General features: G+C 50.0%; 17 protein-coding genes. 13 read left to right on the top strand and 4 right to left on the bottom strand.

The genetic code is table 11. The features are described from left to right. Nucleotides 1-133 precede the first annotated feature (133 nt). Nucleotides 134-1,510 carry a dicarboxylate/amino acid:cation symporter gene (locus SOI44_RS01835; protein ID WP_331347546.1) on the top strand — a complete coding sequence of 459 codons (1,377 nt, stop codon included), beginning with the start codon at nucleotides 134-136 and terminating at the stop codon, nucleotides 1,508-1,510. A gap of 95 nt (nucleotides 1,511-1,605) precedes the next feature. Beyond that, nucleotides 1,606-2,733 (top strand): 5-methyltetrahydropteroyltriglutamate--homocysteine S-methyltransferase, encoded by a 1,128-nt coding sequence (locus tag SOI44_RS01840; RefSeq protein WP_331347547.1) that lies wholly within the window; start codon nucleotides 1,606-1,608, stop codon nucleotides 2,731-2,733. 70 nt (nucleotides 2,734-2,803) lie between these two features. On the opposite strand, the gene SOI44_RS01845 is transcribed toward SOI44_RS01840, so the two are convergent. Continuing rightward, nucleotides 2,804-3,655 (bottom strand): HAD family hydrolase, encoded by an 852-nt coding sequence (locus SOI44_RS01845; RefSeq protein ID WP_331347548.1) that lies wholly within the window; start codon nucleotides 3,653-3,655, stop codon nucleotides 2,804-2,806. Nucleotides 3,656-3,863: 208 nt separating this feature from the next. Between SOI44_RS01845 and SOI44_RS01850 the strand changes: the two genes are divergently transcribed. From SOI44_RS01850 to SOI44_RS01875, 6 genes are read left to right on the top strand one after another with little or no spacing between them, the layout of a single operon-like run. Beyond that, nucleotides 3,864-5,201 (top strand): TrkH family potassium uptake protein, encoded by a 1,338-nt coding sequence (locus SOI44_RS01850; protein ID WP_331347549.1) that lies wholly within the window; start codon nucleotides 3,864-3,866, stop codon nucleotides 5,199-5,201. Between the two features lies 1 nt (nucleotide 5,202). Then, nucleotides 5,203-5,853, top strand: coding sequence for a potassium channel family protein (locus SOI44_RS01855; protein ID WP_331347550.1), 651 nt, complete (start codon nucleotides 5,203-5,205; stop codon nucleotides 5,851-5,853). Between the two features lie 21 nt (nucleotides 5,854-5,874). Further along, nucleotides 5,875-6,366 (top strand): hypothetical protein, encoded by a 492-nt coding sequence (locus tag SOI44_RS01860; RefSeq protein ID WP_331347551.1) that lies wholly within the window; start codon nucleotides 5,875-5,877, stop codon nucleotides 6,364-6,366. 7 nt (nucleotides 6,367-6,373) lie between these two features. Beyond that, nucleotides 6,374-8,314: a DUF4118 domain-containing protein gene (locus SOI44_RS01865; RefSeq protein WP_331347552.1), complete on the top strand. Its 1,941-nt coding sequence runs from the start codon at nucleotides 6,374-6,376 to the stop codon at nucleotides 8,312-8,314. Further along, nucleotides 8,301-8,996 carry a response regulator transcription factor gene (locus SOI44_RS01870; RefSeq protein WP_331347553.1) on the top strand — a complete coding sequence of 232 codons (696 nt, stop codon included), beginning with the start codon at nucleotides 8,301-8,303 and terminating at the stop codon, nucleotides 8,994-8,996. The genes SOI44_RS01865 and SOI44_RS01870 overlap by 14 nt, the downstream gene beginning before the upstream one ends. Before the next feature lie 22 nt (nucleotides 8,997-9,018). Further along, nucleotides 9,019-10,038, top strand: a complete 1,020-nt coding sequence (locus SOI44_RS01875; protein ID WP_331347554.1) for a sugar kinase — start codon at nucleotides 9,019-9,021, stop codon at nucleotides 10,036-10,038. Here the strand turns inward: SOI44_RS01875 and SOI44_RS01880 are convergent. Continuing rightward, the gene (locus SOI44_RS01880; protein WP_331347555.1) at nucleotides 10,035-10,976 is read right to left on the bottom strand and encodes a LysR family transcriptional regulator; all 942 of its coding nucleotides are present in this window, start codon (nucleotides 10,974-10,976) and stop codon (nucleotides 10,035-10,037) included. The genes SOI44_RS01875 and SOI44_RS01880 overlap by 4 nt on opposite strands. A gap of 113 nt (nucleotides 10,977-11,089) precedes the next feature. Here SOI44_RS01880 and gltB point away from each other — a divergent pair, with 113 nt between their 5' ends. The 3 genes from gltB to SOI44_RS01895 all read left to right on the top strand — a co-directional run bounded on the left by gltB (nucleotide 11,090) and on the right by SOI44_RS01895 (nucleotide 17,639). Continuing rightward, complete coding sequence (gene gltB, locus SOI44_RS01885; RefSeq protein WP_331347556.1) at nucleotides 11,090-15,583, top strand: glutamate synthase large subunit; 4,494 nt, start codon at nucleotides 11,090-11,092, stop codon at nucleotides 15,581-15,583. A gap of 5 nt (nucleotides 15,584-15,588) precedes the next feature. After that, nucleotides 15,589-17,046 carry a glutamate synthase subunit beta gene (locus SOI44_RS01890; protein ID WP_331347557.1) on the top strand — a complete coding sequence of 486 codons (1,458 nt, stop codon included), beginning with the start codon at nucleotides 15,589-15,591 and terminating at the stop codon, nucleotides 17,044-17,046. A gap of 146 nt (nucleotides 17,047-17,192) precedes the next feature. Next, nucleotides 17,193-17,639: a DUF1810 domain-containing protein gene (locus tag SOI44_RS01895; protein WP_331347558.1), complete on the top strand. Its 447-nt coding sequence runs from the start codon at nucleotides 17,193-17,195 to the stop codon at nucleotides 17,637-17,639. A gap of 64 nt (nucleotides 17,640-17,703) precedes the next feature. On the opposite strand, the gene SOI44_RS01900 is transcribed toward SOI44_RS01895, so the two are convergent. Continuing rightward, nucleotides 17,704-19,020 (bottom strand): C40 family peptidase, encoded by a 1,317-nt coding sequence (locus SOI44_RS01900; RefSeq protein WP_331347559.1) that lies wholly within the window; start codon nucleotides 19,018-19,020, stop codon nucleotides 17,704-17,706. Between the two features lie 210 nt (nucleotides 19,021-19,230). On the opposite strand from SOI44_RS01900, the gene serC reads away from it, so the two are divergent. Beyond that, nucleotides 19,231-20,325, top strand: a complete 1,095-nt coding sequence (gene serC / locus SOI44_RS01905) for a 3-phosphoserine/phosphohydroxythreonine transaminase (protein ID WP_331347560.1) — start codon at nucleotides 19,231-19,233, stop codon at nucleotides 20,323-20,325. 3 nt (nucleotides 20,326-20,328) lie between these two features. After that, nucleotides 20,329-21,492: a phosphoglycerate dehydrogenase gene (locus SOI44_RS01910; protein WP_331347561.1), complete on the top strand. Its 1,164-nt coding sequence runs from the start codon at nucleotides 20,329-20,331 to the stop codon at nucleotides 21,490-21,492. Here the strand turns inward: SOI44_RS01910 and SOI44_RS01915 are convergent, their stop codons facing one another. Further along, nucleotides 21,493-22,032 carry a TetR/AcrR family transcriptional regulator gene (locus SOI44_RS01915; RefSeq protein WP_331347562.1) on the bottom strand — a complete coding sequence of 180 codons (540 nt, stop codon included), beginning with the start codon at nucleotides 22,030-22,032 and terminating at the stop codon, nucleotides 21,493-21,495. It abuts the gene before it with no gap. Between the last annotated feature and the right edge of the window lie 28 nt (nucleotides 22,033-22,060).

Consider the following 22,060-nt stretch of genomic DNA (forward strand, 5'->3'; position numbering starts at 1 on the left):
TTAAGATAGTACAGAGAGACTATAAAGGCTTGTTGTGATCCTGGACGGGATTGTATGCATGGGTGACCTGCAGCTGACATGAGCTCTCTGACATGTCAGCTGTTTTTTCTTCCGGTAAGGAGACAGAAGGAAAATGAAAAAGGGAACTGAGAAGCTCACAAAACGTATGATGGCTGCCCTGGCAGCCGGACTGATCTTCGGAATTGCCATGATCGCCCTGCGTGAGACGCTGAATGGAAACGGCCATGCAGAAGTGTGGAATGTTCTGAACAAAGTCCTGTTTGCAGATATTTCAGCGGAAGGAAATGAACATGCGATCGGCCTGTTCTACATTATCGGACAGCTGTTTGTCAGAGCACTGCAGCTGGTCATTGTACCGATGGTATTCACAAGCATTGTCCTGGCTATGATCCGCATCAAGGATGCCAGCAAGCTTGGCCGCATCTCCCGCCGCACGGTTGGCTACTTCCTGTTAACAACTGTCATTGCCATTCTGCTGGCTTCCATCGTTGGCATGGGTGCCTACAATGCCGGTCTGTTCAATCAGAGCAGTGCTGCCGCGATTGACAGCGCCCAGGGAACAGAGGCAGCCAATCCACTGATGATCATCATCAATGCTGTACCGAATAACCTCGCATCTGCCTTCACAAACAATGGCGGTGTGCTTGCTATTGTCGTTACTGCCATCATGTGCGGCCTGGCTGTCAACAAGCTGCGTGACAAAGTCACAGCACTGCCAAAACTGTGTGAAGAAGTCAGCGACATCATCACCGTTGTACTGACCTTCATTGTCAACCGCCTTGGCCCGGTGGCGATCTTCTGCCTGATCTCAAGAACATGTGCATCCTACGGTATCTCTTATCTCAAGCCGGCGATGGCATATGTCCTGCTCACGGTTGCCCTCCTGCTGGTTGTCCTGCTGTTTGGCTACGGCCTGTTTGTACGCATCACAACCGGTGTCAAAGCATCCGTCTTCCAGAAGCACATTGCCAAGGTTGCACTGTTTGGCTTCTCCACATCATCCTCTGCCGCAACTCTGCCGCTGAATATGAAGACAGCAACGGAAGAACTTGGCGTACCTTCTGAAATTGCCAGCTTTGTCCTGCCGCTTGGCATGACCGTCAATATGGATGGCACCGCCATCATGCAGGTTATTGCCACACTGTTCATTGCCGGTGTCAGCGGCTATCACATCACCATGCCGACCCTGATCCTGATCGGTCTGCTGGCCATTGTTGCAAGCGTCGGCACACCGGCTGCCCCGGGTGCCGGTGCGGTCATCCTGTTCACCATCCTCTCCGGTGTCGGCATCAACAATGACATGGCTCTGATGACATACTCCCTGATCCTTGCCATCAACCGTCCGATTGAAATGCTGGTAACATCCCTGAATGTAGTCAGCGATACGGCCTGTGCCATGGCAGTTGCCAAGAATGAAAACTGCCTGGATACAGCGGCACTGATGGATGAAAGAGAAATGCCGGCTGCCCAGACACATGAGCCGAAGTAATAGATAAAACCTATTGCTGAAAATGGAATAATCATATTGGCATGCCTCATCAATGCGCAGATACAATGGTCTGCGAAAGATGAGGCATTTTTATTATGACAAATACGATTCGGGCACCATGGCGCTATGACTTTGTCGGCAGTTTTCTTAGACCCACATATCTCAAAGAAGCCAGAGAGCAAAGGGCAAAAGGGCTGATTGATGATGCACAGCTGACAGAAACAGAAAACCGTGCGATTGAAGATCTGATTGCCAAACAGAAAAAGGCAGGATTCCACATTCTGACCGATGGTGAATTCCGCCGTTCTACCTGGCATCTGGATTATATGTGGGGCTTTGATGGCATTTCACATGCCCCGACCAAGACCGGCCTGCCATTTGCCGGTGAGGCAGCCATGATTGATGATACCTGGGTATCAGGAATGATTCATTACAAGGGACATCATCCGTTTCTGGACCATTTCCGTTTTGTCAATGAGCGGACAGATGATACAACTGCTGCCAAGCTGACCATTCCGGCACCGGCGCAGTTTCTGGAGCAGTTTGACATGCCTTTTGCCAAAGAAACAACCAGTCGTGTTTACGGGGATGAAAAAGATCTGATCCACGATATCGTGGAAGCTTATGCTGCTTTTATCACAGATCTGTATGCAGAAGGATGCCGCAATCTGCAGCTGGATGACTGTTCCTGGGGACTGCTGGCAGATCCAAGACGCTATCAGTTCTTTGGCACAGATGATCAGGGAATTGAAAAGATCAAGGAGCGCTATCTGGACATCAATAATGCTGTCATTGCAAGAGCACCGGAAGATCTGACCATCAATACTCATGTCTGCCGCGGCAATTTCCATTCTACCTATGCGGCAACAGGCGGCTATGACAGCATCGCTGCCTTCCTGTTTGCCAGAGAAAACGTCAATGCTTTCTATCTGGAATATGATACGGAAAGAGCAGGGGGCTTTGAGCCGCTGCGTCTTGTCCCGAAATATAAAAAGGTTGTTCTTGGTTTGATCACAACAAAGTCAGGACAGCTGGAAGATCCGGATCTGATCAAGCGCAGAATCCGTCAGGCATCTGCCTTTATTGATCTGGACCGTCTGTGCCTGTCTCCCCAGTGTGGGTTTGCGTCCTGTGAGATCGGCAATAAGCTCTCTGAACAGCAGGAATGGGATAAACTTGCTCTGGTGAAACAGATTGCCGAAGATGTCTGGCAGGATGCCTGAGTAAAACAGCAGAAATAAAGAAAATGATCTCTGACAGAAAATCTGAATGATTTTCCGCAGAGACCATTTTTTACTTTGTCCAGCCTTTTTCTTTAATGTAGTGATCCATCAGGTAATGGCCGACACCGCCGTCTTCACAATCATATTCTGTGACAGCATCTGCACATGCCTTGGTGCCATCGGAGCCATTCTTCAGGCATACACCCCAGCCGGCATCTTTGAGCATAGCATCATCATTCTCATTGTCGCCAAAGGCGATGATATCAGCCATGTCGATGTTGTTCCAGCTGGCATAGCGCTGCAGGCCTTTGCCCTTATCAATGCCTTTGTGCATGATTTCCACGGTGCCAGGATAGGTGCCGAAGATCTGATATTTATCACCGAACTTATCCAGAAAGTGGCTGCGGATGATCTTGTCATAGGCAGGCTCAGAACGGAACAGGAACTTGAATGTCGGTCTTTCACAGAACCCGTCAATGTCATCTGTCTTATCGATGAAATGGAAGCCATGGCGCTTGGCGGATTCCATCAGTTCACCGCCGATATACATGGCATTGTGGTTGCCGCCGCCTTCGGCATTGACAGCAATGTGATACTTGTCTACCAGCGGCATCATCCACTGCAGGATAGCTTTCATCTCATCAATGCTGAGATAATCTGTCTGCCAGCTCTTATTCTGCAGGCGGTCAAAGACCATGCCGCCATTCATGCCGACTATATAATCAAATTCAAAGCCGAGTCCCCAGTTCATGCCGGTTGTTTTCAGCTTGTCATCAATTTCCCGGCCTGTTGCCAGACCAAGCTTTACATCATGCTTGTGAAGAATCTGAAATGCTTCAATGGTGGCTTCGGGAAGATCGCCGCCTTTGGCTGTCAGCGTCATATCAATGTCCGCTGCCAGAGCCCTGATTGTCTGAATCATGTCATCCACCTCTTCTTATAAATATATGTATCCGCTCTCAATGATATCATTTTTCATATATGTTTGGGAAAGGAAAACCATGCCTGGCTGATATGCCAGCATGACATTTACGCGGTCTTAACGCAATCTTAATGCCAGCTGCCTGATCATTAATCCCGTCTTAATTCCCCTCAGACGATAATAAAAGTGCAAAGAGGGGAGGGGTTATATGAAACAACTGCGTGACAGACTGGAACATTTCTCCACCTTCCAGGTGATTCTTGCCGGCTTTGCCATTGTGATTCTGATCGGCAGCTTCCTGCTGTGCCTGCCGGTATCCAGCATTGAACATGTCTGGACGCCATATATTGATTCCTTGTTCACATCCACTTCAGCTGTCTGTGTCACCGGACTGATCGTTCATGACACAGCAACATACTGGTCACTGTTTGGCCGGATTGTCATCCTGTGCCTGATCCAGATCGGCGGCCTTGGCGTCGTAACCATTGCCGTTACGCTGGCAATCATGTCCGGCAGAAGGATCGGCCTGATGCAGCGCAGCCTGATGCAGAGTTCTATTTCAGCGCCAAGCATCGGCGGCATTGTGAGACTGACCAAGTTCATAGTACGCAGCACCCTTGGCATCGAGCTGATTGGTGCTGCCATCATGAGTCCTGTCTTTATCAGAGATTTCGGAACATGGCGGGGCATCGGCTATGCCGTCTTCCATTCAGTATCAGCGTTCTGCAATGCTGGGTTTGATCTGATGGGTGTGCGTCAGCCGTATTCTTCTTTAACCAGCTACAGTGACAACTCAGTCATCTGCATCACGATCATGGCATTGATCATCGTTGGCGGCCTTGGTTTCCTGACCTGGTCTGACATTGTCCATAACGGTATCCATTTCCGCCGCATGCATTTACAGACAAAGGTCATCCTGGTCACAACCCTGTGTTTGATTCTCTTCCCGTTCCTGTATTTCTTCTTTGTGGAATACAAAGGGGCATCGGGCATGCACAGAGTTCTGCTGGCCCTGTTCCAGAGTGTGACACCGCGTACCGCCGGTTTCAATACCGCGGATTACAGCAAGATGAGCGATACCGGCCTGATGATCACCACGATATTGATGCTGATCGGCGGTGCACCTGGATCTACTGCCGGCGGCATGAAAGTCACAACCGCTGCTGTCCTGCTTGTCTTTGTGGCAGGGGCGCTGCGCAGACATGATCAGGTAACGATGTTCAAACGCGGCATCGACATCAGTGTGATCCATGATGCGGCTGCACTGTGCGGGACATACATTCTGCTGTTTCTGGTGGGATCCATGATCCTGTCGGCAACAGAAAACATACCGATCATGAAATGCATGTTCGAGTGTGCTTCTGCCTTAGGAACAGTCGGTCTTACAACAGGCATCACACCGACACTGCATGTATGGTCGCATCTGATTCTGATTGGATTTATGTACTTTGGCCGGGTTGGCGCACTGACGATGGCATATGCTACAGTGACCAGAAAGCCAAAGAAGAAAGGCACTTTGCCTTGTGAAAGGTTGATGGTAGGTTGATATGAAAAATGTTCTGTTGATTGGTCTTGGCAGATTCGGCCGCTATACGGCAAGCAAGCTGTATGATCTTGGCCATCAGGTGATGGCTGTTGATAAAGATGAAGAGAGAGTCTCCAAAGTGCTGAACTATGTGACCAATGCGGTCATTGGCGATGGCACGGACAAGGACTTCATCGCTAGTCTTGGCGTACCGAACTATGATCTCTGCATTGTGGCCATTGGTGATGATTTCCTGAGTTCTCTGGAGACAACCTCTCTGTTGAAAGACTATGGGGCAAAGAAGGTAGTCTCACGGGCTACCATGGCATCCCAGGAGAAATTCCTTTTGCGCAATGGTGCGGATTATGTCGTATTCCCGGAACGTCAGCTTGGTACCTGGACAGCCATCCGGTACAGTTCTGATAACATTGAAAACTTCTTTGAACTGATGGATGGCTATGCCGTGTTTGAGGTCAAAGTGCCCGACAGCTGGGATGGCCGCAAGATCGGCGAACTGGATGTGCGTAAAAAGTATGGCGTGAATATTCTTGGCATCCGGCGGCCGCAGGAAAAGATTGATATGAACATTGCCTATGACACGGTATTGCGGGCCGGCCAGACAATGTTGATCCTTGGCAAACAGGATGATATGCAGAAAATTTTGAAACTTTAGAAATGGATCAGGTGGAAGATTATGATTGGGTTGGTTTTATTCAGCGCATGTGCATTACTGCTTTACTTTCTGATTGAGCACATTTTCAAGATGGTTTCTACAGCAAATACGGAAGTGCCGGTGACCCGCTATATGGAGCCGCGCCATACATACCGCATTGCCATTGACAATCCGAGCTGCTATGGCATCGCCTCCCGCATTTCCAAAGAATTCTCTTCCAATACAGAAGTGATCATGTTCACCGGGTCGGCAGGCGAGATTGCCTCTGCTCTGGAAGAGCGCACCATTGATGTTGCCATTGTATCAAGCACGGCCGATATGCCGCAGCTTGGTGACTACGATGTCATGTATACAGAGTGCAGCAGTGAACCGATTGATATCGCCGGCAGTGATGTCCATCTGGAACCACTGTCTCATCAGATTCGTTCGTTCCGGATCATCTACCGCTCACCACTGGTACAGGTCGTAGAAAAGGCAGGCATCGTACCAACAGCCAGCAAGCTCGCTGTATAATAGAATCATGCTTGCAAAACAGTCTGTGAAAGAACGTCATATTCTGGCTTGTCTGTCATCATCACCAAGCAGTCTCAGTGTGATCCGGGCAGCATCATCAGCGGCAGAGGTATATCACTGCCGCTTTACTGCGCTTTGTGTACTGCGCCATCTGAAAGAGATTGACCCCGGTATGGCTGCCAATATTGCCGCAGCAGAACAAGCCGGTGCCCAGGTGCAGCAGATCCAGGGCAGTGATGTCATTTCTTCCATTGCGGATTTTGCCGTTGTCAACCATGTCAGTGATGTTTACATCGGTAAGTCCGGACCACCCCGCTCATTCGGCTTTCACAAACAGCCCTATGTCAGACTGATGAAGGCACTGCCGCGTACAGATATCCATGTCATTCCGGATGCCGAAGTCATCCTGACACCTTCCCATCTGCACCAGCATGCCCATATCCACCTGACCCTGGCAGAAACGGGCAAGATGGCAGCCATCATGGGTATTGCCACAATTATCTGTGCTCTTTTCTACCATTCCCGCTATTCCAACGACAATATCATTACGATATATCTGCTTGCTGTTCTGGTTACTTCCGTTGTCACGGCAGAGCGCATCTATGGTGTTGCCAGCGCTCTGCTGTTTGTCTTCCTGTTTAACTTTCTGTTTATTGAGCCGCGCTTTACCCTGATGGTCTATGATCCGTATTACATCGTGACATATGCAGTCAGTATGATTGCCGCACTGATTACTTCCAGTGTTGCCGCCAGGCTGAAACAAAGCACCAGGGTTGCTATGGAAAGTGCAGATCAGTCACAGGTGCTGCTGGATGCCTCTGAGCTTCTCCAGCATGCCGTGGATGCGGATGATATTATCCGTATCACTTCCAATCAGCTTGTTCAGCTCATGGGCCGCTCTGTTATCTTCTATCCTGTCCAGGAGAGAAAACTTGCAAAACCGCTCTATTTTCCCGCATCTCAGCAGGAAACACCGCTTCCTGATGAAAGAGAAGCGGCAGAGTGGACACTGGCCAACAACCACCGCTCCGGTGCCTTTACAAGTGAATTCTCCCAGTGTCAGTGCCAGTATCTTTCGGTGCGTGTTTCAGAACAGATGTATGGCGTCATCGGCATCCGCATGCAGGGCAGGCCTCTTTCCGAATTTGAAAAGAATATCCTGCTGTCTTTGATTGGTGAATGCGGATTGTCTCTGGAAAATAATGAAAATAACAAACGACGTGAGAAAATGGAGATTGTGGCAGAAAATGAGCGCTTCCGTGCCAACCTGCTGCGCTCCGTTTCCCATGACCTGCGCACACCGCTGACTTCTATTTCCGGCAATGCCAGCAACCTTGTCAATCATGCGGATGTGCTGAGTGAACAGCAGAAACAGGGAATCTATGCTGATATCTATGATGATTCCATGTGGCTGATTGAGCTTGTGGAAAACATGCTTTCTGTCACCCGGCTGGAAGAGGGCAGCTGCCTGCATCCATCCGTGGAAGTTGTGCAGGATGTCATTGATGAGTCTTTGAAACATGTGGACCGCCATATCAGGGATCATCATCTCAACGTCATCAAAGACAATGATTTTACCATGGCAGAGATGGATGTCCGCCTGATCTCACAGGTGATCATTAATCTTGTCAACAATGCCGTCAAATACTCTGGCAAAGGATCGGATATCACCATCCAGACAAAAAGAGATCATGATCTGATCTGGGTACAGGTGAAAGACAACGGCCCCGGCGTTGCCAAAGAGGACCAGCCGCATCTGTTTGAGCGCTTTTATACAGGCCATCATAAGATTGCGGATTCCCAGCGCAGCCTGGGGCTGGGCCTGAATCTGTGCCAGTCCATCATGAAAGCCCATGGCCAGCAGCTTGTCTACCAGGATAATGTGCCTCATGGTGCCTGTTTCTGTTTTTCACTTCATGTAAAGGAGCTTACGGATGAACTCGTTTAAAATACTGATTGTAGAAGATGACCAGCCGGTGATGAATCTGATTGCCACCACGCTGAAAGTCCATGACTATGCCTATCTGATGGCGCACAATGGCAAAGAAGCCATTTCCCTTGCTGCCAGCAGCCAGCCGGATCTTGTGCTTCTGGATCTTGGCCTGCCGGATATTGACGGTATGGACGTCATTGCAAGCATCCGTTCCTGGTCACAGATGCCGATCATCGTCATCAGTGCCAGAGGTGAGGATGCCGACAAGATTGCAGCTCTGGATGCCGGTGCCGATGACTACCTGACCAAGCCGTTTTCCGTGGAGGAGCTGCTGGCCAGAATCCGGACAACCCAGAGAAGACTGAACTATGCTTCTGTGAAACATGAAGACAGCATCTTCACGGATGGTGCCCTGCGCATTGACTATGCGGCGGCCAGCGTGACCCTGCATGATAAACCGGTCCATCTGACCCCGATTGAATACAAGCTGCTTGTGCTGTTAAGCAAAAATGTCGGCAAGGTGCTGACCCATGCCTATATCATCCGCAATATCTGGGGGACAGGTGTAGACACCGATATCATTTCTCTGCGTGTCTATATGGCATCTTTGCGTAAAAAGCTGAATGATCCGGACCTGAGTGAGCCATATATTCAGACCCATATCGGCATCGGTTACAGTATGAGCAGAGTAGAATAGGGATGGAAAGAAGGTTCATTGTATGAAGATTGTTACTTTGGGAGAAATCATGATGCGGCTGACACCGCATGATCACAAGCGCTTTCTGCAGGCAGATGATTACGGCGCTAACTTTGGCGGCGGCGAAGCCAATGCCGCTGCTGCGCTTGCCTGCTTTGGGGAAGATGCCTGGTTTGTGACCAAACTGCCTGCCAATCCGATCGGCGATGCGGCTGAAGCTGCTTTGAAGAAAACAGGTGTTCATACTGACTGCATCGTTCATGGCGGCAGCCGTCTGGGCCTGTATTTTGAAGAAGAAGCCTGCGGCAGCCGTCCTTCCCAGGTCGTGTATGACCGGGCAGGATCTGCCATTGCCCAGGCAGATCTCTCTGACTTTGATTTTGATGCCATCATGAAAGGAAAAGACTGGTTTCACTGGTCTGGCATTACACCAGCCATCTCGGATCAAGCAGCTGTCCTGACAGAAAAGGCATGCCAGGCAGCTAAGCGCAACGGCTTGAAGGTATCGTGTGATCTGAACTACCGCAGCCGTCTGTGGACGCCTGCCAAGGCAGCCAGTGTTATGATTCCTTTGATGCAGTATGTGGACGTGGTCATTGCCAATGAGGCAGATGCGGTCAACTGCCTGAATTTCTCTTATGATGTGACAAGTGCTGATGAGAAGGTGGATACACATGAAATCCAGGTGCTGGAAGCGATGCGGCAGCACTTCCACTTTGACGTGGCAGCTTCGGCATGGCGCCAGGCAGCCCATGGTCTGCCTGATCAGAGCGTGCAGGCCGTCATCCTCAAAGATGGCAGAACATATCTGTCCCATCAGTACAACATTGTCCCGGTGGTGGAAAAGATCGGCTGTGGAGATGCCTTTACGGCAGGATTGATTCATGGCCTGCTGCACTTTGATGATCTGCAGAAGACAGTGGAATTCGGTGCTGCCGCCGCAGCGCTCAAACATTCCATTCCAGGCGATCTGCCATTGTTATCTGAAAGTGAAGTGCTGGCCTGTGTCCAAAGGGGCGGCCAGGGCGGCATGGTCCGCTAATGCAGGAAAGAAAGATAGGCTTTCAGGGCTGCTGACTGATAGGCCAGCGGCCGGAAATAGAAATAGACATCACGTACAGCCAGGGGGTCATCGATCCGATAGAAGACAACCTGGCTTTTTTCAGGCCTTGGCACAGTTTTCAGCGTATTGTCACGGATCAATGCATAGCCATAGCCATACAAAGAAAGAAAATAGGTAGTCGGCATCTGATCCGCATACATCTGAATGTGCGGGTGGCTGTTACATCTGCCAAACATGCCCATCACGCGGCCATATAGTTCAGAATCATGGCGCAGTGAGATATAGGGCAGATCCGCAAAGACAGAAAGAGAAACAGAAGGACAGTCTTTCTGACGATGGCTGTTATGCATGATGTCATCATAGTCCAGAACAGCATCTTTCAGCTGGTCATTGATTGACCAGGAGGCAGGTACACTGAGAATCAGATATTCTTTCTCAAAGAATTGTTTCTGGAAGGCTTCAAAGCCATGGGGATTAACACTCAGAGCCAGATCGAGCGTACCGTTTTTCAGCATGGCAGACAGCTGCTGATTTGATGTCTGCTCAATCAGATTAATCTTCAGACCGGGATGCAGATGGGAGAAAGGCTGCAGGCTGCGCGGCAGGGAATAGCAACAGTAAAAGGAAGTGGTGCCAATGGATAACGTGCCAGCTTCCAGATTGCGCAGAGAGTTGAAATAGTCATGAATGCTGTTTTCCGTATCCGCGATCTGTTTGGCACACTGCAGATAAAACAGGCATGCCTCGGTTGGCTGCAGATCATTTGTACTGCGGTCAAACAGCACAGCCCCAAGCTCTTTTTCCAGTGTAGAAATGGCTTTGGAAAGGGCTGGCTGTGAGATGTACAGCTTCTTTGCTGCCTTGGAGAAACTGCGCTCCTGACATAATGCCATCACATAGAGATAATCATTTTTCATGCTGCTTCCCTCCCTATAACTTTTGGCTATCAGATCAATGAAAACTATATATTTGTAATTATAGTACATCCGGATTACCCTTTTTCCAAAGAAATCCAAAAGGAGAGATGCATATGGATAAACCGTATGAAACCAGCTGGGAACATGATGCCTGCGGCATTGGCACGATTGTCAATATCGATGGACATCAGGACCATGCTGTACTGGATGATGCTTTGAAGATTGTGGAGAAACTGGATCACCGGGCAGGCCGTGATGCCAGTGGAAAGGTTGGCGACGGCGTCGGCATTCTGATGCAGATCAGTCACCGTTTCTTTGCGGATGCCTGTAAGAAGGAAGGCATTGTACTCAAAGAGCGCGGCGACTATGGCATCGGCATGTTCTTTCTGCCCTCTGATCAGCTCAAGGCAACCTTTGCCGAACGTATGTTTGCGGTCATTGCCCGCAAGAACGGACTGAAGGTACTGGGCTGGCGGAGTGTACCGGTATGTCCGGATATTCTTGGAGAAGCAGCCAGAAACTGCATGCCCCGCATCCGTCAGGTATTTCTGGAACGACCGGATACAGTTGAAAAGGGAATTGCTTTTGACCGCCTGCTGTATATCACCCGGCGTGAATTTGAGCAGGGCAGTGAGGACACCTATGTCTGTTCTCTTTCTTCCCGCACGATTGTGTACAAGGGCATGTTCCTGGTGAACCAGCTGCGCCAGTTCTATCCCGATCTGCAGAGCAGCCTGTATGAGACGGCCATTGCCATTGTGCATTCCCGCTTCTCAACCAACACAAAGCCAAGCTGGCAGCGTGCCCATCCGTACCGCATGATTGCCCACAATGGTGAGATCAATACGATCCGCGGTAATGTGGACCGTATGCTGGCCAGAGAAGAGACGATGTCCTCAGATCTTCTGGCCAATGATCTTGACAAGATTTATCCGGTGATCAATGCGGCCGGCAGTGATTCCGCCATGGTCGACAATACACTGGAATTCCTTTACTATGCCGGCATGGATCTGCCTCTGGCCATGATGTTAATGGTGCCGGAGCCATGGAAGAACCAGAAGAACATGGACCAGCAGAAGCGTGATTTCTATCATTACTATGCGACCATGATGGAGCCATGGGACGGTCCGGCAGCGGTACTGTTCTCGGATGGTGATCTGGTTGGCGCAACCCTGGACCGCAATGGCCTGCGTCCTGCCCGCTACTACATCACGGATGACGGCAGGGTGATCCTTGCCTCTGAGGTTGGTGTGCTGGATCTCAATCCGGCCCATATTGTCACCAAGTCCCGGCTGATGCCAGGAAAGATGCTGCTGGTGGATACAAAGAAAAAGAAGGTTATTTCGGATGCAGAATTGAAACAGTACTATGCCGGCCGCAAGCCATATGGCGAGTGGCTGGATCTCAATCTGCTGCATCTGCACGATCTCAAAATTCCCAATCACAAAGTAGAGATGTATCCCCAGGATGAGCGTGACCGTCTGTACAAGGTATTCGGCTATTCCTATGAAGACGTTAAGGAACAGATTCTGCCGATGGCTGCCAATGGCAGTGAGCCGACCATGTCCATGGGCCATGATATCCCGCTTGCCGTTCTTTCTGACAAGCCGGAATCCCTGTTCAACTATATCCAGCAGCAGTTTGCCCAGGTAACCAATCCGCCGATTGACTGCCTGCGGGAAAAGGTTGTCACGGATACAACAGTATATATCGGCTCTGATGGCAACCTCCTGCATGATCAGGCTGAAAACTGCCGGGTGCTGGAAATCACCCAGCCGATCTTAAGTGAAGTGCAGATGATGCAGATCAGGACCCTGCACCGTCCTGGTTTCCAGACTGCAGATATTTCACTGCTGTATTACAAGCACACTTCCTTGAAAAAAGCACTGGATGCACTTTGTGTCTCCTGTGACCGTGCCTACAACAACGGTGCCAATATCCTGATTCTCTCTGACCGCGGCGTGGATGAAAACCATGTCCCGATTCCATCTCTGCTGGCTGTATCGGCCGTTGAAACCCATCTTGTCAACACCAAGAAGCGGACCAAAGTATCTTTGATCCTGGAATCTGGTGAACCCCGCGATGTGCATCAGTGTGCTGCCATCCTTGGCTTTGGTGCAAGAGCGATCAATCCCTATCTTGCCCATGAATGTGTCACCGAACTGATTGATAAACATCTCCTTGACAAGGATTATCACACTGCCCTGCAGGACTATGACAATGCTCTGCTTGCCGGTATCGTCAAGACGGCTGCCAAGATGGGTATCTCTGTTCTGCAGTCCTACCAGTCGGCCAAGATCTTTGAAGCCATTGGTCTTTCCGAAGATGTTGTACATACTTATTTTCCTGGCATTTCCTGCCGGGTAGGCGGGGTTGGCCTGGATGAGATCGAAGCAGATGTGCTTGCCCGCCATGACCATGCCTTTGATCCACTTGGCCTTGGCGTGGATACAACCCTGGATGCCATCGGCTACCACCGTCTGCGTTCTAATGAAAGGGCCTATGACCATCTGTATTCACCGGATGTCATTGTGACTTTGCAGAAAGCAGTGCGGGAAAACAGCTATGAGACATTCTGTGCCTATACGGATTTGTTGGAAAAGAAGAAGCCGCACCGTCTGCGTGATGAGCTTGTGCTGGTACCGAAACAAAAGCCGGTCAAGCTGGAAGAAGTTGAACCTGTCTCTTCCATTGTCAAGCGTTTCAAGACCGGTGCCATGTCGTTTGGCTCTATTTCCAAAGAAGCCCATGAGTGCATGGCCATTGCCATGAATACCCTTGGCGGCAAGAGCAATACTGGTGAAGGCGGTGAAGATCCGGAGCGCTTTGGCACGATCCGCAATTCTGCCATCAAGCAGGTTGCCTCCGGCCGCTTTGGCGTCACATCTGCCTATCTCAACAGTGCCTCTGAAATCCAGATCAAGATGGCGCAGGGTGCCAAGCCTGGTGAAGGCGGCAATCTGCCAGGACGCAAGGTTTATCCATGGGTCGCAAAGACAAGATTTGCTACTCCAGGTGTCTCTCTGATTTCACCGCCGCCCCATCATGATATTTATTCCATTGAAGATCTGGCCCAGCTCATCTTTGATCTCAAGAATGCCAACCGCAAAGCACGCATCTCTGTCAAGCTTGTCTCAGAGGCAGGGGTTGGTACGGTTGCCTGCGGCGTTGCCAAGGCAGGTGCCCAGGTCATTCTGATCTCCGGCTTTGACGGCGGCACTGGTGCGGCACCATGGTCATCCATTCACCATGCCGGCATGCCATGGGAGCTTGGCATTGCCGAAGCACAGGAAGCTTTGATTGACAATGGCCTGCGTACCAGAGTCAGGCTGGAAACCGATGGCAAACTGATGAGCGGCCGTGATGTGGCCGTGGCGGCATTGCTTGGAGCTGAAGAGTTTGGCTTTGCGACCGGACCGCTTGTTGCCATGGGCTGTACGATGATGCGCGTCTGTGCCAAGGATACCTGTCCGTTTGGCATTGCCACCCAGAATACAAAGCTACGCAGCTGCTTCCGCGGCAGACCGGAAGATGTCATGCATTACATGGAATTCATTGCCCAGCAGCTGCGGGAAGAAATGGCTAAGCTTGGCTTTAAGACCGTTGATGAAATGGTTGGCCGCAGTGACTGCCTTGCCTTTGGAAATGAAGGCAGACAGCAGGCCGGATGGCTGCCGGATGAGTCATATGCCAAAGCAGAACACAAACACTTTGATCCTCATGATGTCTATAACTTCCATCTGGAAAAGACCGTGGATGAAGCAGTACTGCTGCCGGCATTTGAAAAAGCCTTCAAACAGAAAAAGCCGCATACAGAAAACATTGCGGTATCCAGTGTCAACCGTGCCACCGGCACGATCCTTGGCTCTGTGATCACCGAAAAATTCGGAGACAGCCTGAAAGATGACACGTATGTTGTCAACTGCACGGGCGGCGGCGGACAGTCCTTTGGTGCCTTTATTCCAAAGGGACTGACACTGCGGCTGACAGGCGATGCCAATGACCATGTCGGCAAGGGACTCTCCGGCGGCAAGATTGTTGTTGTCCCACCGGAAAACATCAGCTTTGATCCGGCTGTCAATATCATCATCGGCAATGTTGCTCTCTATGGCGCTACTTCTGGCAAAGCCTACTTTGCCGGAGCAGCCGGAGAACGTTTCTGTGTCAGAAATTCCGGTGCCACGGCCGTTGCGGAAGGCTGCGGCGACCATGGCCTGGAGTATATGACCGGCGGCCGTGCAGTGATCCTTGGCAAGGTTGGCAAGAACTTTGCGGCTGGCATGTCCGGCGGCATTGCCTATGTGCTCGACCGTGACCATGATCTGTATCAGAATCTGAATAAGGAAATGGTACGGCTGTACGAGGTGACAGATAAGTACGATATCCAGGAACTCAGACAGATCCTCTCGGATTATGTCAAAGAGACCGGATCTGCCCATGGCCGCATGATTCTGGATCACTTTGATACATGGGTGTCACAGTTCAAGAAGGTTGTGCCGATTGACTATCAGAAGATGATGGCAGTGACCGGCCGCTATGAGGAACAGGGCATCAAGCATGAAAATGCTGTGCTGGAAGCGTTCTATGCAATGCAGAAAGAAGGGTGAAGAAGATGGGAAAAGATAATGGATTCCTGCTGTATCAGCGCAGAGAAAACCAGACGGAAGATCCACTGCGCCGGATCAAAAATTATCAGGAGTTTCATCAGCCGCTGTCAAAAGAACAGCGCCGCCAGCAGGGTGCCCGCTGCATGAACTGCGGTGTCCCGTTTTGTCAGTCTTCACTTTTCCTGCATGGCATGACCACCGGCTGTCCTTTGCATAACCTCATTCCGGAATGGAATGATGAAATCTACCGCGGCAATCCTGCCCATGCCCTGGCCAGACTGATCAAGACAAATCCGTTTCCGGAATTTACATCACGGGTATGTCCTGCCCTTTGTGAAAAGGCATGCCTTTGCGGGGCAAACGGCGAACCGGTATCCATCAAAGACAATGAGTATGCCGTGATTGAAGAAGGGTTTGCCAAAGGATTGATGCAGCCGCGGATTCCGCAGGTGCGCTCAGGACGAAGGGTAGCGATTGTTGGCTCCGGTCCTTCCGGATTAGCAGCAGCGGACAGACTGAACCAGCGCGGCCATCACGTGGAAGTGTTTGAACGGGATGACAAACCGGGCGGACTGCTGATGTATGGCATTCCGAATATGAAGCTGGATAAAAAGGTTGTCGCAAGACGCATTGAATTGATGGAAAAGGAAGGCGTCGTCTTCCATACAAGCTGTGATGTTGGCAAAGCCATCAGTGCAGCCGATCTGCAGAAAGACTTTGATGCCGTCATCCTGTGCTGTGGTGCCAAGCAGCCCCGCAGCCTTGTCCTGGAAGGCAGTGAGAAAACACAGGATATTCTGTTTGCCGTGGATTTCCTCAAGTGTGCAACCAAAGCGGTTCTGGCTGAGAAAAAGGCTGATTCTGCTGTTTCGGCAGAGGGAAAACATGTTGTGATTGTCGGCGGCGGTGATACTGGCAATGACTGTGTGGCAACCTGCCTGCGGCAGAAATGTGCCAGTGTGACACAGCTGGAAATGATGCCATGTCCGCCCGAGACCAGGGCAAAGGACAACCCATGGCCGGAATGGCCCCGTGTTCTGAAAACAGATTACGGACAGGAAGAAGCCATTGCCGTATTCGGTCATGATCCCCGCATCTATCAGACAACGGTTACTGCCATCGACACAGAAAAAGGAAAGCTCAAAGCTGTCCATACGGTCAGAGTTCATTTTGAAAATGGAAAGATGGTACAGGAAGAAGGCAGTGAGCAGGTACTGCCATGTGAGCTGCTGATCATTGCGGCAGGCTTTCTTGGCTGTGAGGCGTATACGTCAAAGGCCTTCAACCTTGCCCTCAACCGCGGCAGGGCAGTTACGGAAAAAGACAGTTACCGCATCAAGGACCATCTGTTCGCGGCAGGCGATATGCACAGAGGCCAGTCACTTGTTGTCTGGGCCATTGAAGAAGGACGTGCCTGTGCCAGAGAAGTAGATGAAGATCTGATGGGATATACCAATCTGTAATCTGATCATAATCAATGACAGACTGTTCCAGCAGGATTGCTGCAGCAGCCTGTTTTCTTTTGGAAATCCAGAAATACTTACCTGATCAGCAGGAAAATTTCACTATACTGACAGAAGAGGACATACATGATAGAAAGGAATGATATATGGAAAACAATCTGAAGCGCTTCTATGATGCACAGATGAATGCGTATGATCAGGCATTCAGCGAGATCAAGAGCGGCAGAAAGAGAAGCCACTGGATGTGGTATATCTTTCCGCAGATTCATGATCTTGGCCATAGCAGTATCTCCCGATATTATGCCATTTCAAGCCTGCAGGAAGCACAGTCATATTTGCAGGATGACATTCTGGGACCCCGGCTGGAAAAAATCAGTGCTGCATTACTGGAATTGAAAACAAATGATCCTGACAAAGTATTCGGCAGCCCGGATGATCTGAAACTGTGTTCCTGCATGACGCTGTTTGAACAGGCTGATCCGGATAAGAAAGTATTTTCCAAAGTGCTGGAAAAGTTTTATGGGGGCAGAAGAGATGAGAAGACACTGGCGGTACTGGCGCATGATGCATCAATCAGAAACACCAGCAGATGAAAAAACGCCTTTTGGGACAGGTTTGTCTCAGAAGGCGTTTTGTAATTCACTTGATTCAATTGTATTACCACAGCCGGTGGATGATCATATTGCCATTGGTGATCCAGCCGATCGGGCATTCCCGGATACCCATGCTTGGATTCATGGCATTGATGACCATGCCATTGCCGGCATAGATACCGCAGTGTCCGGTCCAGGTAATCAGATCACCCGGCTGGGCATCGGCATAAGACACAGCATATCCTGCTGTTTCCTGTACATAGGAAGTACGGCCAAGAACAATACCGAAGTGGGCATAGACATATTTTGTCAAACCAGAGCAGTCAAAGTAGTTCGGACCATTGCCGCCCCAAACATATGGCAGGCCAAGGAACTGTCTGGCATAGGCAACAACCGCATTGCCATCCACGGCAGAATCACTGGACTGGGAACCATTTGTGGAGGAACCGCCGGAACTGGAAGAGCCTCCGGAATTGCTGGATCCACCTGAGTTATTAGCTGCTTCCTGGGCAGCACGCTGGGCTGCCTGAGCGGCAGCGGCAGCAGCCGCTTCAGCTTCTGCCTTTGCCTGCTGCTCGGCAATCTGTCTTTCCTGTTCTTCTTTCTGTGCCTCGGTAATGGTATCGGACGCATCCTGCAGGGAAGAAATCAAAGTCAAAGCATCATTGGTCTGGCCATCCAGCTCTGCTTTCTGATTTTCATAATCCTGTACTGTCTGCTGAGCTTCATACTGCTTGGCAAGAATATCATTCTGCGCACTCTGCAGCTGGGTCTGCTTGTCAGAAAGTTCCTGCTGGGAAGCAGTCAGCTGATCAATGGCATTATTCAGCGATACAAGTGTACTGTGATTGTGCTCGGTCAGATCCGTCAGGCCGGCTGCGATCTTCAGAAAATCACCAAACGTCTTGGCACCCATCAGAATATCGACATACTTGGACAGACGCATCGTCGACTGTGAATTTTCAATCTGCGTATTTACCTTTGCCCGCAGATCCGCAACATTATCCTGCTGCTGGGCAATCTGATCATTCAGATCATCAATCTGAGAATTCAGATCAGAAATCTGCGAACTCAGTGTATCAATCTGACTCTGATAGTCATTGATCTTTGCCTGATAATCATCAATATTAGTCTGTACATCAGAGCGCTGGGCATCAATCTGCAGCAGCTGATCCTTTAATGTGGAAGACTGTGAAGCTGCATACTGCAGGAAAGCCTGGCAGGAAGTTGATTCATCAGCTGTCAGAGAAGAAACATTGGAGCACTTTGTGGTCCAGTATTGAATATCAGAATAATCCTCGTCGGCCTTTACCTGTACTGGAAATAAACATGCAGTAACAGCGGCGGCAGCGAGAAGGGCACCATATCGCTTGAACTTCATTCATAACTCCTTTCATTGATAAAGTAATTCTCTTTGTGCGTTCTTCATTATAACAAAGAAGTGTGAAGATATCATGGAAGTGCATCTTAAATGCCTGAAAAGAAAGAACAAAATTTTCATTCGTTTCAAATGTTTTCTGTAAGAAAGAGAAATATATTTCCACTGCCTTTGTATTTTGTACTAAAATGGCCCATAAAGGGGGATTCAGAGATGACAATGCACCGTGTATACAACTTCGCAGCCGGGCCTTCCCAGCTGCCGCTACCGGTATTGGAAAGAGCACAGAAAGAACTGCTGGACTATGAGGGTACCGGCATGTCAGTGATGGAGATGAGCCACCGCTCCGCAGCTTTTTCAAAGATCATGGATCATACAAAGCTGGGTGTCCGGGATGTCTTACACGTACCGGATGACTATGCCATTCTGTTTCTGGCAGGCGGGGCATCCAGTCAATTCACGATGATCCCATTGAATCTGCTGAAAGAAAATCATCAGGCAGACTATGCCATCACCGGCCACTTTGCAAAACTTGCCTATGAAGAAGGAAACCGCTATGGCCAGATGCATGTTTCCTATGATGGCAGTGCCGATGCCTGCCGCCATATCCCCCGTCAGGATGAACTGACGATCCATCCGGATGCGTCTTACTTCCATTACTGTGCCAATAACACGATCTATGGCACCGAATGGCATTACGTACCGGATACCCATGGTGTTCCCATCGTGGCAGATATGTCCAGTGATATCGCATCCTGCCCGATGGATGTTTCAAAATTCGGCCTGATCTATGCCGGTGCCCAGAAGAATCTTGCCCCGGCCGGCGTGACGCTGGTTATTGTGCGCAAAGATCTTGTCAAAGAACCTGACAAAATGACCCCGGTCATGTATTCCTATATGCGTGAGACTGCCCATGACAGTATGTACAATACACCGCCTTGCTGGCAGATCTATATGCTGGGCCTGGTCACAGACTGGCTCAAGGACCAGGGCGGCATGGCAGAAATCGGCAGAAGAAACAAAGCCAAGGCAGATCTTCTCTATGGCACCCTGGAACAGTATCCTTTGTTCCATCTGTATGCAGAGAAGGAAAGCCGTTCCCGCATGAATGTGACATTCTCCACCGGTGATCCGGATCTGGATGCCCGCTTTATTCAGGGAGCAGCAGATCATGATCTGGTCAATGTGAAGGGGCACCGCCTGCTTGGCGGCATGCGTGCTTCCATCTATAACGCCATGGATCTGGATGGCGTCAAGGCACTGTGCCGGTGGATTGAACAGTTTGCCAGTGAAAACAGGAAAGGATAAGACATGTACAAAGTAAAACTTCTGAATAACATTTCGCCCAGCGCAAAAACCATTCTGACCGCAGACCGCTATGAACTGTCGGAGACTGTTGAACATCCGGATGCTCTGTTTGTGCGTGCTTCTGATCTGCACAACTATCCTTTTGAAAAGAACCTGCTGTGCATCGGCAGGGCGGGTATCGGTGTCAATACCATCCCACTGGATGAATGCGCTGAAAAGGGCATTGTTGTCTTCAACACACCTGGCGGCAATGCCAACGGCGTCAAGGAGCTCTTCCTGTTTGCGCTGGCCATGGCATCCCGTGAAATCCTGCCGGCGATGGAGTGGGTCAAAACATATGACGGTTCCCAGGGACCAGTAGAGCAGCGCATGGAAAAGGTCAAGAAACAGTATGCCGGACCTGAATTTGCCGGCAAGACACTCGGCGTGATCGGGGCTGGTAACGTTGGATCCAGAGTTGCCAATATTGCCCTTGCCTGCAATATGAAGGTATATGCCTATGACCCGTATCTCAGTGCCGATGCGGCCTGGGCCATCTCCCGCCATGTCTTCCGTGTCTCTGATCTGCGGGATATTTTCCGCTACAGTGACTACATTACGATTCATACACCTTTAACGGATGAAACCCGGAACATGATTGATGACAAAGCCATTGCCATGATGAAAAACGGTGTGCGGATCATCAACTATGCCCGCGGCGAGGTTGTCAATGAGGATGCCATCATCAAGGCCCTGAATGAAGGCAAGGTGGCAAGATATGTGGCTGATTTCCCGACAAAACGGCTGATTGAGACAAAGAATACCGTACTGACACCGCATCTTGGCGGCACCACATTTGAATCCGAATCCAACTGTGCCCGTATGGCCGCCAGAGAAATGGATGACTATCTGACCAATGGTAATATCCGCAACTCCGTCAATTTGCCAGATGTGCAGCTGGAACGCAGCGGTGCATCCCGTATCTGCATCATCCACCGCAATCTGCCCGGCATGCTGGCAAATATGATGCCGCTGTTTGCGCGGGATGGCATCAACATCGAAAACATGACCAACAAGTCCAGAGGCAGCTATGCGTATTCGGTCTTTGATGTCAATGCAGATGTGCCTGAAAAAGCCATCCAGGAACTGAATGATCTGGATGGCGTAATCCGGGTGCGGGTACTGTAATTATCGATCAGAAGGAAGATAGCAGCCCTGCAGCATATCGCTGATCACATCCGCAAGCTCTTCTTCACTCAGGCTGCTCTTGTTTTCCAGATAGATGCGGACAATGCCTAGCAGGCCGCTGGCAATGAAAGAGGCCGCATACTGCCGGTAAAGGCTGTCATGATCCGGCAGGAAATCCGGACATTCCACAAAGTGCTGCATCTGCATATTCTGCACAAGTTCCAGCAGATGGTTCTCGTACAATATGGCAAGCAGATTCTGTTCCTGCATGATATAGCGGCTGTAGTCCAGACATACGTTTTTAAAAAAGTGATCCTGACAGCGGGAAGGTACATACTGCTCATCCCGGCAAAGCTGATATGCGATCACATTCTCCTTGGAAGAAAACAGGGAATAGAATGTCTGCCGGGATACATTTGCCTTGTTACAGATCTCCGTAATGGAGATCTTTTCATAACTTTCTTCCTCAAGCAGATCAAACAAAGCATCCGCAATGGACTGCTGGGAACGGCATGCCGTTTTATTGTTTCCGTTATACATACCAGAAATGTATCATAAAACTTGACAA

The organism is Lactimicrobium sp., assembly GCF_036453465.1.
Taxonomy (GTDB): Bacteria; Bacillota_I; Bacilli_A; order Erysipelotrichales; family Erysipelotrichaceae; genus Bulleidia.

Excerpts from the sequence above, each read along its gene's own strand:
- SOI44_RS01835 (WP_331347546.1), top strand. The coding sequence starts at position 134 with ATGAAAAAGGGAACTGAGAAGCTCACAAAACGTATGATGGCTGCCCTG.
- SOI44_RS01840 (WP_331347547.1), top strand. The coding sequence starts at position 1,606 with ATGACAAATACGATTCGGGCACCATGGCGCTATGACTTTGTCGGCAGT.
- SOI44_RS01845 (WP_331347548.1), bottom strand. The coding sequence starts at position 3,655 with ATGATTCAGACAATCAGGGCTCTGGCAGCGGACATTGATATGACGCTG.
- SOI44_RS01850 (WP_331347549.1), top strand. The coding sequence starts at position 3,864 with ATGAAACAACTGCGTGACAGACTGGAACATTTCTCCACCTTCCAGGTG.
- SOI44_RS01855 (WP_331347550.1), top strand. The coding sequence starts at position 5,203 with ATGAAAAATGTTCTGTTGATTGGTCTTGGCAGATTCGGCCGCTATACG.
- SOI44_RS01860 (WP_331347551.1), top strand. The coding sequence starts at position 5,875 with ATGATTGGGTTGGTTTTATTCAGCGCATGTGCATTACTGCTTTACTTT.
- SOI44_RS01865 (WP_331347552.1), top strand. The coding sequence starts at position 6,374 with ATGCTTGCAAAACAGTCTGTGAAAGAACGTCATATTCTGGCTTGTCTG.
- SOI44_RS01870 (WP_331347553.1), top strand. The coding sequence starts at position 8,301 with ATGAACTCGTTTAAAATACTGATTGTAGAAGATGACCAGCCGGTGATG.
- SOI44_RS01875 (WP_331347554.1), top strand. The coding sequence starts at position 9,019 with ATGAAGATTGTTACTTTGGGAGAAATCATGATGCGGCTGACACCGCAT.
- SOI44_RS01880 (WP_331347555.1), bottom strand. The coding sequence starts at position 10,976 with ATGAAAAATGATTATCTCTATGTGATGGCATTATGTCAGGAGCGCAGT.
- gltB (WP_331347556.1), top strand. The coding sequence starts at position 11,090 with ATGGATAAACCGTATGAAACCAGCTGGGAACATGATGCCTGCGGCATT.
- SOI44_RS01890 (WP_331347557.1), top strand. The coding sequence starts at position 15,589 with ATGGGAAAAGATAATGGATTCCTGCTGTATCAGCGCAGAGAAAACCAG.
- SOI44_RS01895 (WP_331347558.1), top strand. The coding sequence starts at position 17,193 with ATGGAAAACAATCTGAAGCGCTTCTATGATGCACAGATGAATGCGTAT.
- SOI44_RS01900 (WP_331347559.1), bottom strand. The coding sequence starts at position 19,020 with ATGAAGTTCAAGCGATATGGTGCCCTTCTCGCTGCCGCCGCTGTTACT.
- serC (WP_331347560.1), top strand. The coding sequence starts at position 19,231 with ATGACAATGCACCGTGTATACAACTTCGCAGCCGGGCCTTCCCAGCTG.
- SOI44_RS01910 (WP_331347561.1), top strand. The coding sequence starts at position 20,329 with ATGTACAAAGTAAAACTTCTGAATAACATTTCGCCCAGCGCAAAAACC.
- SOI44_RS01915 (WP_331347562.1), bottom strand. The coding sequence starts at position 22,032 with ATGTATAACGGAAACAATAAAACGGCATGCCGTTCCCAGCAGTCCATT.